Consider the following 8,947-nt stretch of genomic DNA (forward strand, 5'->3'; position numbering starts at 1 on the left):
GCCATGAAAGAAGAAATCTCCAACGTAGACCGCATCGCGCTTGAGCTTGGCCATGCGGGCCGCAATGCTTTCACGTACGTCGATGATGATCGCAATGCGGATCGTCCTTTCACGCTCAATACGTATCGCCCCTATGGCTATACGCCGGATCGCCCGGTCGTGATTGTGCAGCACGGGGTGCTGCGTAACGGTGACGACTATCGCGATTTCTGGATTCCCGCGGCCGACAAGCACAACGTACTGATCGTGGCGCCTACGTTCTCGAATGAGATCTGGCCTGGCGTGGAAAGCTATAACAATGGCCGCGTCTTCAGCCCCGGCGGCAACCCGCGCCACGTGGACGGCTGGACCTATGCACTGATTGGCAAAGTGTTTGCCGATCTGCGCCGCGCCGGCATCACCGAGGTCGAAAAGGCGCACCTGTTCGGCCATTCGGCCGGCGGTCAGTTCGTACACCGCTTGATGAGCAGTCAGTCGCACGAGCCGTTCTGCAAGGTCGCGGCCGGCAATCCGGGCTGGTACACGCTACCGACCTTCGATCATCCGTATCCGGAAGGCCTGGACGGTGTGGGTCTGAACGAAGAGCATCTGGTGCGTCTGCTGGCGTTTCCGATGACGATCCTGGCAGGCGATCAGGATATCTCCACCACGGACCCCAACTTGCCGTCCGAACCCGCCGCGCTGCGTCAAGGCCCGCATCGTTTCGCCCGCGCGAAGAACTACTTCGAAGCCGGTCGTCGCGAAGCCGAGCGCCGTGGCGTGCCGTTTAACTGGACGCTGGAAGTCGTGCCCGGTATCGGCCATGACGGGCGCGTGATGTCGGCGGCGTGCGCGAGCCTTTGGTTCGAAGGCAAGCTGCCCAGCGAGGCCGAATTGGCCGCGCTTGCCGGTCAGCACGTTGCTTGAGTTTGTTTAATTACCGCTAATCTGGAAACCGCTATGTCCGCGCTACCGTCAACTGAAGCCCTGGTCGCCGGCATCCAATCCTGGGTGCTGTGCGAGTCGCCGTCGAATTCGCCCGAGGGCATCAAGCAAATGGCCGCGCTGGTCGAAGCGCATGCGCGCGCGGCTGGCCTGCGCACGGAGGTGACGTCGTTGGGCGACGCCACGGGCCCGCTGCTCTATATCACCAACCGTGCCGCCGACGACACGCGGCCTGGTGTGCTGGTGCTGGGTCACTTGGATACGGTGCATCCTATCGGCACGTTGCAGGACAATCCCTGCCGTATCGAGGGCGATCGTCTTTACGGTCCGGGGACCTACGACATGAAGGCCGGCATTTATCTGGCCTTGAGCGCCATGGCGACGCTCGCCCAGCCCGGTTCGTCGCAATTGCCGATCGATTTCCTGCTGGTGCCCGACGAAGAGACGGGCAGCCACGCCTCGCGCGCGTCGATCGAGCGCTACGCTGCCAATGCCAAATATGGCTTGGTTTGCGAACCGGCGCGTCCGGATGGCGGCAGCTGCGTGACGGCGCGTAAAGGTACCGGCATGCTGCGTCTGAACGTCAAGGGCCGTCCGGCTCACGCGGGCATGCAGCATGAAAAGGGCCGCAGCGCGATTCGCGAGATGGCGCATCAAGTGTTGGCGCTGGAGGCGATGACCGACTATGACCGTGGCGTGACGGTGAGCGTGGGCACGATCGCCGGCGGCACGGTGACCAACACGGTCCCGGCGCAATGCCGCTGCGTGGTGGATTTCCGCGTGCCCGATATGGGCGCGGCCGAGGACGTGCTGCGCCGCATGCGCAACCTGTGCGCGGTGGGCCCCGATGTGGAGCTGGATATCGACGTCGAATTGAATCGTCCGCCGATGGTGCGTACCGATGCGGCAGTCGCCCTGCTGGAACGCGCACAAAGCTTTGCACGCGAAGCCGGTTTTGATCTGGCCGAGGCCCCGATGACCGGTGGCGGCAGCGATGCGAACTTTACGTCGGCGATGGGCGTGCCCACGCTCGATGGTCTGGGCGCCGATGGCAATGGCGCGCATACGCTCAACGAGTACATCTTGATCTCCACGCTCGAGACTCGCGTAAAATTCTGGGAACTGCTGCTGCGTCAGTTGGCTTGATTCCTCAGGTCCGGCACATGCGGTAGCACGACGGCCCTGCCAGCGATCACGCTGGCAGGGCCGTCTTACCTTTGGAGACACGTTACATGTTTTCACCTTCCGCCCATCCCGAAAAAGAAGTGCCGTTCTGCCTGCCGCCTTTACCGCTGTCTGAACAGGAGCCTGCAAAGTTCGAGGTACCGCCTGGCGCATGCGATACGCACGCCCACGTCGTGGCCGATGATCCGATCGCCTATCCCATGGTGTCATCGCGCACCTATACGCCCCACCCCGCCACCGAATCGTCTTATCTCGCGATGCTCGATACCAACGGCATGTCGCGCGGCGTACTGGTGCAGATCAGCGTGTATGGCACCGATAACCGCTACATGCTGGAAGTGCTACGCCGGCATCCCGATCGACTGCGAGGCATCGGCGTCGTCGATCCCTCGGTGACCGACAAAGAACTCGAAGCCATGCACGAAGCCGGGGTGCGCGGACTGCGGATCAACGTGCTGTTTGGCGGCGGCATCGGCTTTGATGCCATGGAAACGCTCGCCCACCGTATCAAGGATCTGGGCTGGCATATGCAATTCCTGATGGACGCGCGGCAACTGCCGGAGTTGCTACCGCGCATGCGCAAGCTGCCTGTTCCCGGCGTGATCGATCATATGGGTCATATGCCGGTGTCCGAGGGTCTGCAAAGCCCAGGCTTTCAGGCCATGGCCCACATGGTGCAGGATCACGGCTGGTGGGTGAAGTTGTCTGGCGCGTATCGCATCAGCGATCAGTTTGATCACTACAGTGATGTCATCCCGTGGGCGCAAGCCTTGATCGCTGCCGCCCCCGATCGCATGGTATGGGGCAGCGATTGGCTGCATGTGCACATCAACCCCATGGTCAACACGGGCAAGCTGCGCAACCAGCTGGCCGAGTGGGCGCCCGATGAGGATATGCGTCACCGCATCCTGGTGACCAATCCTCAAACCTTATACGGCTTTCCGACCTTTTAAGGAAATACCATGCAGTGGTATAGAGAGTTAAATCAAACTGAACGGCGCACCTTTATCGGCGCATTCGGCGGCTGGGCCATCGATGCGTTGGACTTCATGGTATTCACCTTTGTGATCTCTACGCTGATCCAGCTATGGGGCATCGAAAAAGGTCAGGCTGGCATGCTGGGGACAGTGACCCTGTTGTTCTCGGCAGTGGGTGGCTGGCTCGCGGGCGTTTTGGCCGACCGTTATGGCCGCGTGCGCGTGCTGCAGATCACGATTCTGTGGTTTTCGGTGTGCACGGTGGCTATCGGTTTTGCGCAGAACTTCGAACAACTATTCGTGCTGCGTGCTCTGCAAGGCCTGGGCTTTGGCGGCGAATGGGCAGTGGGCTCGGTGCTGATGGGCGAAATCGTGCGCGCCCAGCATCGCGGCAAGGCCGTAGGCACCGTGCAAAGCGGCTGGGCCGTGGGCTGGGGCGTAGCGGCGATTCTGTACACCGTGGCGTTTTCGGTGTTGCCGCCGGAATGGGCATGGCGTTCGCTCTTCTGGATTGGCGTGCTGCCTGCATTCCTGGTGCTGTATATCCGTAAGCACGTGCCAGAACCCGAAGTGTTCCAACGCAGCCAGGCCAAAGTGCAAGCCTCGGGCGATCGTCCTTCGTTTTGGACGATCTTTTCGCCCGCGCTGCTGAAAACCACGATCGTCACCTCGGTGCTTTGCACGGGCGTGCAAGGCGGCTATTACGCCATCACGACGTGGTTGCCGACGTTCTTGAAGACCGAGCGTAATCTGTCCGTCTTGAACACGGGCGGTTATCTGATGGTCATCATCCTGGGTTCGTTCTGCGGCTATATCGTGGGCGCGTATCTGGCCGATAAACTCGGCCGGCGCGCGAATCTGTTGATCTTTTCGGTGTTGTGCGCGATCAGCGTCTATGTCTATACCCTGGTGCCGCTGACGGATACGCAGATGCTGTTCTTGGGGTTCCCGCTGGGCTTTGCCGCGTCGGGGATTTTCAGCAGCATCGGCGCGTATCTGACCGAGCTGTTCCCATCGAACGTACGCGCATCGGGTCAGGGCTTTGCCTATAACTTCGGGCGCGGCATCGGCGCGCTTTTCCCGAGTCTGGTGGGCTTCCTGAGTCAAAGCCATGGCTTGGCGTGGGCAATCGGTGCGTTTGCCACCGGCGCCTATGCCATCGTGATTTTGACGGTATTCCTGTTGCCTGAAACCAAGGGCCGCGTGCTCGATTAAGCCGTGATTGCGCGATGCCGGGCCTTTGCCCGGCATCGCGTGCTTTACTTCTTCAGCAAGGCTTTCAACATCCCGAGGCGTTCCTTGGGACTCATCGCGCGCGTGGCTTCGTCTTCCTCCACGCGCACTTCACCCAGCCCCATTTCCTCGATAAAGCGCGACGGCTCGCGCACGAGGTCTTCGCGCGCGCGCCGCCGCTTTTTGCACCAGCTGATGTTCAGACTGCGTTGCGCGCGGGTGATGCCTACGTACATCAAACGCCGCTCTTCCTGAATGCGCGTGGCCAGGTTTTCCGCCGCGCGCGCGGGGTCGCCTTCTTCATCGTCCTTGCCCCAGTGCGGCAACAAGCCTTCTTCCACGCCGACCAGATAGACGTGGGGATACTCCAACCCTTTCGAAGCATGCAACGTGGACATCTTGACCGCGTCGGGTTCTTCTTCCTCACCACGCTCGAGCATGGTGATCAAGGCGACATGTTGGACGAGGTCAAACAATGACATGCCGTCTTCGTCGGCCTTGCGCTTGAGCCAGCCGACGAGTTCGAGCACGTTTTCCCAACGCGTTTGCGCGGGTTTTTCTTCCAGTGTGTCGTACAGATAGCGTTCGTACTGGATCGCAGTCAACATATCGTCGAGGATCGCGCCTGCGGGCTCGGGCGAGCCCTGACCATCGGTACGCCCGCGGCCCGCGCGCCATTGCAGTCGGCGGATGTACTCGGCGAAGGTCCGCAGCGATTCGAGCTGTCGGGCTTGTAGCAGGCTTTCCAGGCCGGACTCCGACGCCGCTGCCAGAAGCGAGACCTCGCGCTGCGCCGCGTACTGGCCCAGCACTTGCAAGGTCGCTTGCCCGATACCGCGCTTGGGCGTCGTGGCCGCGCGGATGAATGCCGGATCGTCGTCATCGTTGGCGACCAAACGCAGATACGCCAAGATATCGCGGACCTCGGCCTTATCGAAAAAGCTTTGCCCGCCCGCGATGGTGTAGGGGATCTTCAGATTGCGCAGCGCCTGTTCGAGAATGCGCGACTGGTGATTGCCGCGATAGAGAATAGCGAAATCTTTCCAGTGTGCCTGGCGCTCGAACCGCGCCGCCGAGATTTTCATCGCCACCGATTGCGCCTCGTGCTCATCGTTTTCCATCGGCGAGACGATGATGGGTTCGCCCGTGCCCAGATCGGACCAGAGCTTTTTCTCGAAGAGCTTGGGGTTGCGTTCGATCACCGCGTTGGCCGCGGCCAGGATGCGCTGTACGGAGCGATAGTTTTGTTCGAGCTTGATGAGTTTGAGCTGCGGATAATCGGTGGTGAGCTTGGCCAGATTTTCCATCGTGGCGCCGCGCCAGGCATAAATCGCCTGATCATCATCGCCCACGGCGGTAAACATCGCGCGATCGCCGCTGAGTAATTGCACTAGCCGATACTGGCAGGCGTTGGTGTCCTGATATTCGTCCACCAACAGATACCGCACACGGTTCTGCCATCGCGTACGCACCTCTTCATTGGTCTCGAGCAACTGTGCCGGAATACGAATCAGGTCATCGAAATCAACCGCCTGATAAGCCGCCAAGGTTGCCGCGTAGTTGCGATAAATCCTCGCGGCCTCCGCTTCCGCGGGCGTCGCGGCCATGCGGGCGGCGTCGTCCGGGCTTAGCATCGCGTTTTTCCACAGCGATATGGTGGACTGCACCGCACGCAAGCGGCCGCGATCGGTGGTGGCCAGGAGTTCCTGGATGATGGCCATCGCATCGTCCGCATCGAGGATGGAGAACTGCGGTTTAAGCCCGGCGTGCTTGGCCTCTTCGCGCAGCATTTTGACCCCGAGCGCATGGAACGTGCTGATGGTCAGCCCCTTGGCCAGCTTGCGATCGACCAGCGAATGCAAGCGCTCATCCATTTCGCGCGCGGCTTTGTTCGTGAAGGTCAGGGCCACGACATTGCGACCCATATAGCCGCATTCCCGCAGCAAATAAGCGATCTTTTGCGTGATCACGCGTGTCTTGCCGCTGCCGGCTCCAGCCAGAACGAGGCAGGGTCCATCGAGATAGAGCACCGCCTCCCGTTGGGCAGGATTCAGGCCGTGGCCGATGGGTGTGCTATCAGACATAAACAATCAAGACTCAGATTTCCAAGGGGTCAACTTCCAACTGCCAGCGCACGCGCGATTGTGACGCGACGGCAGGCAGATGCGCGGACCATTCCGTCAGGAACGCCTGCAACGCCGGGCGGCTCGTACTCTCCAGCAGTAACTGCGCGCGTTCGATGTTCGCCACACGTACCACGCGCAGCGGCACGGGGTCGTACAGGGTGATTGAGGCCGCGCCCGCGAAGCCGCCGTCCGCACCGAGCTGGCGCGCCTCTTGCAAGAATGCCAATGCCTGCGCCAACTCGCGTGCCTCGGCGGTCAATAGCGCCTGATACGCATAGGGCGGCAGGCCCGTGGCTTCGCGCTCTTCGAGCGCGTGTCGCGCAAACCCGGCGTAGTCGTGACGCAGCAGCGCCTGATAGACGGGCTGCTCGGGATAGTTGGTTTGGATCAGTACCTCTCCGCCCAGCGTATGCCGTCCCGCGCGGCCAGCGACTTGCATGAGCTGTGCGAACAGTCGCTCGGGCGCACGAAAGTCATGCGCGAACAACATGGAGTCGGCATTCAGAACGCCCACCAGACCCAATCGCGCGAAGTCATGGCCTTTGGCCACCATCTGCGTGCCGACCAGGATATCTACCTCGCCCGCATGAACGGCCGCGAACAAGGTTTGCGCGCTGCCCTTGCGGCGCGTGCTGTCGGCGTCGATACGCGAGATACGCGCCTGGGGGAACAGCTCCGCCAAATGCTCTTCGACCCGCTGCGTCCCGCGCCCCATCGGTTCCAGATCCTGATCGCCGCACTCGGGGCACGCGCGCGGCACCTGAGCCTGATAGCCGCAATGATGGCAATGCAGCCGATTGCCGCGTCCCATCGCGCGATGCAATACGGTGAATGCGGAACATCGCGGGCAGTGACTGACCCACGCGCACGACGCGCAATGCAGCACGGGCGCATACCCGCGCCGATTTAAAAACACCAGCGATTGTTCGCCGCGCTCTAAGCGTTCCGTGATGGCGCTGATCAGTTGGGGCGACAGGCCTTGCTTTAGCTGCAAACGCCGCGTATCGACCAGCTTGATGGTCGGCATGCTGCTCGCGCGGGCGCGGCCCGGCAGCGTCAGGCGCAGATAATGTCCACGACTGGCGTGATGCCAGGTCTCCAGCGACGGCGTGGCCGAGCCAAGCACGACCGGGATATTTTGATCGCGTGCGCGCCATACGGCCAGATCCCGGGCGGAATAGCGCAGGCCGTCCTGTTGTTTGTAGGAGGCATCGTGTTCCTCATCGACCACGATCAGCCCCAACTCAGAGAGCGGCGCGAAAATCGCCATGCGCGTGCCCAACAGCATGCGCGCCTGACCGCGTTGCGCACGCGCCCAGGCGTGCACGCGCTCGCCATCGGCCAGGCCGCTGTGCATGACAGCCAGCCCCTCTGGCCCTAACACCGACTCCAGGCGCGCACGGACGGCGCCCTCCAGCTGCGGCGTCAGATTGATTTCCGGCACCAATAGCAGCACCTGCCGTCCGGCCGCGAGCACACGCTCGGCGATATGCAGGTACACCTCGGTCTTGCCGCTGCCTGTGACGCCATGCAGCAGAACCGGTTTGAATGCCGTAAGCGCCACGACCGTGTCTACGGCCGCCTGTTGGTCGGCATTGAGTTCGGGGGCCTTGTCGGGTGCGACTGGCGCAGCGACAGGCTTTTTCTTGCGCGCGTCCAGACGGGCGACCGGACCCAGTCCAGAGCGTTTCCCCTGGTACGCCGAAAGCTTGCGCAGCGGCGGCGGCATGGCAGGCAGCATCACCTCGCCCAATGGGCGCTGGTAATAATCCGCCGCGAAGCGGGCTAATCGCAACCAGTCCTCGGGCAAGGGCGGCAGATCCTCCAGAATCTGTTCGACTTCCTTGACGTGCGAGACCTCGATCGACGGCTCGGCCGGGTTATCCACGACGACGCCGACCAACTTACGACGGCCGAAAGGCACGATGACCCGGGTCCCGATCGGGATGAGCGCCGTGGCACGGTAGTCAAAAGGACCTTGCAGCGGCACATCCAGCGCCACGCGCACCCACCCGCCTACAGAGGTGGACTCTGTCAGCGCGTCACTCATCGGTAGGAAGGCAAGCTTGCATGGCGAAGGAGGATGAAAAAACCACTGAAATCAAGCGTCTATCAAAACTTGAAGGGCCTGGCCCGGGACCGAGGCGAAGGCCTGTGGATAACTTTGGGGAAAAAGCTCAGATAACCCGCTGCATGTTTGCCACTTTAGCGTGTACTCCTGCATGGATATACAGCATCACAGCTAAAAATAGATTAAAAATCAAACACTTACCAGGAAAATCCAGAAATTTTCATAACTTGTGCTATGCACCGCTCGCTGTGACATTGCTGTGCACAACTGCGGTGCAGACCCCCGTCATCAGGCCGCCTTTCACGAGAGCGGACACTTACTCAACGTGGAAAGCGCGGCTGTAGCGATGCACTTCATCGACCAAAACGGAGACCGCTTCCGGAGGCGTGAACTGCGAAATGCCGTGGCCCAAATTGAAGACGTGTCCGCCC

General features: G+C 61.4%; 7 protein-coding genes. 4 read left to right on the forward strand and 3 right to left on the reverse strand.

The window, feature by feature from the left end; all coding sequences use genetic code 11:
* Positions 1 to 3 precede the first annotated feature (3 nt).
* The 4 genes from GOQ25_RS03195 (at position 4) to GOQ25_RS03210 (ending at position 4,301) form a co-directional block, all read left to right on the forward strand.
* Complete coding sequence (locus GOQ25_RS03195) at positions 4 to 906, forward strand: alpha/beta hydrolase (RefSeq protein WP_160348996.1); 903 nt, start codon at positions 4 to 6, stop codon at positions 904 to 906.
* A 33-nt stretch (positions 907 to 939) separates the two neighbouring features.
* Positions 940 to 2,070 (forward strand): M20 family metallopeptidase, encoded by a 1,131-nt coding sequence (locus tag GOQ25_RS03200; protein ID WP_160348997.1) that lies wholly within the window; start codon positions 940 to 942, stop codon positions 2,068 to 2,070.
* Positions 2,071 to 2,156: 86 nt separating this feature from the next.
* Positions 2,157 to 3,062: an amidohydrolase gene (locus tag GOQ25_RS03205; protein ID WP_160348998.1), complete on the forward strand. Its 906-nt coding sequence runs from the start codon at positions 2,157 to 2,159 to the stop codon at positions 3,060 to 3,062.
* Between the two features lie 9 nt (positions 3,063 to 3,071).
* Positions 3,072 to 4,301, forward strand: a complete 1,230-nt coding sequence (locus tag GOQ25_RS03210; protein ID WP_160348999.1) for an MFS transporter — start codon at positions 3,072 to 3,074, stop codon at positions 4,299 to 4,301.
* 44 nt (positions 4,302 to 4,345) lie between these two features.
* Here GOQ25_RS03210 and GOQ25_RS03215 read toward each other — a convergent pair whose 3' ends face one another.
* From GOQ25_RS03215 to GOQ25_RS03225, 3 genes are all read right to left on the reverse strand, one after another.
* A complete protein-coding gene (locus tag GOQ25_RS03215) occupies positions 4,346 to 6,403 on the reverse strand; it encodes a UvrD-helicase domain-containing protein (protein ID WP_160349000.1) in 2,058 nt (685 codons plus the stop codon).
* Positions 6,404 to 6,416: 13 nt separating this feature from the next.
* The gene (locus tag GOQ25_RS03220; RefSeq protein WP_160349001.1) at positions 6,417 to 8,495 is read right to left on the reverse strand and encodes a primosomal protein N'; all 2,079 of its coding nucleotides are present in this window, start codon (positions 8,493 to 8,495) and stop codon (positions 6,417 to 6,419) included.
* Positions 8,496 to 8,832: 337 nt separating this feature from the next.
* Positions 8,833 to 8,947: uroporphyrinogen decarboxylase family protein (locus GOQ25_RS03225; protein ID WP_304488816.1), on the reverse strand; the 115-nt coding region annotated here is incomplete at its 5' end.

Origin of the sequence: Bordetella sp. 15P40C-2 (genome assembly GCF_009763235.1) — a bacterium.
Classification (GTDB): domain Bacteria; phylum Pseudomonadota; class Gammaproteobacteria; order Burkholderiales; family Burkholderiaceae_B; genus Bordetella_A.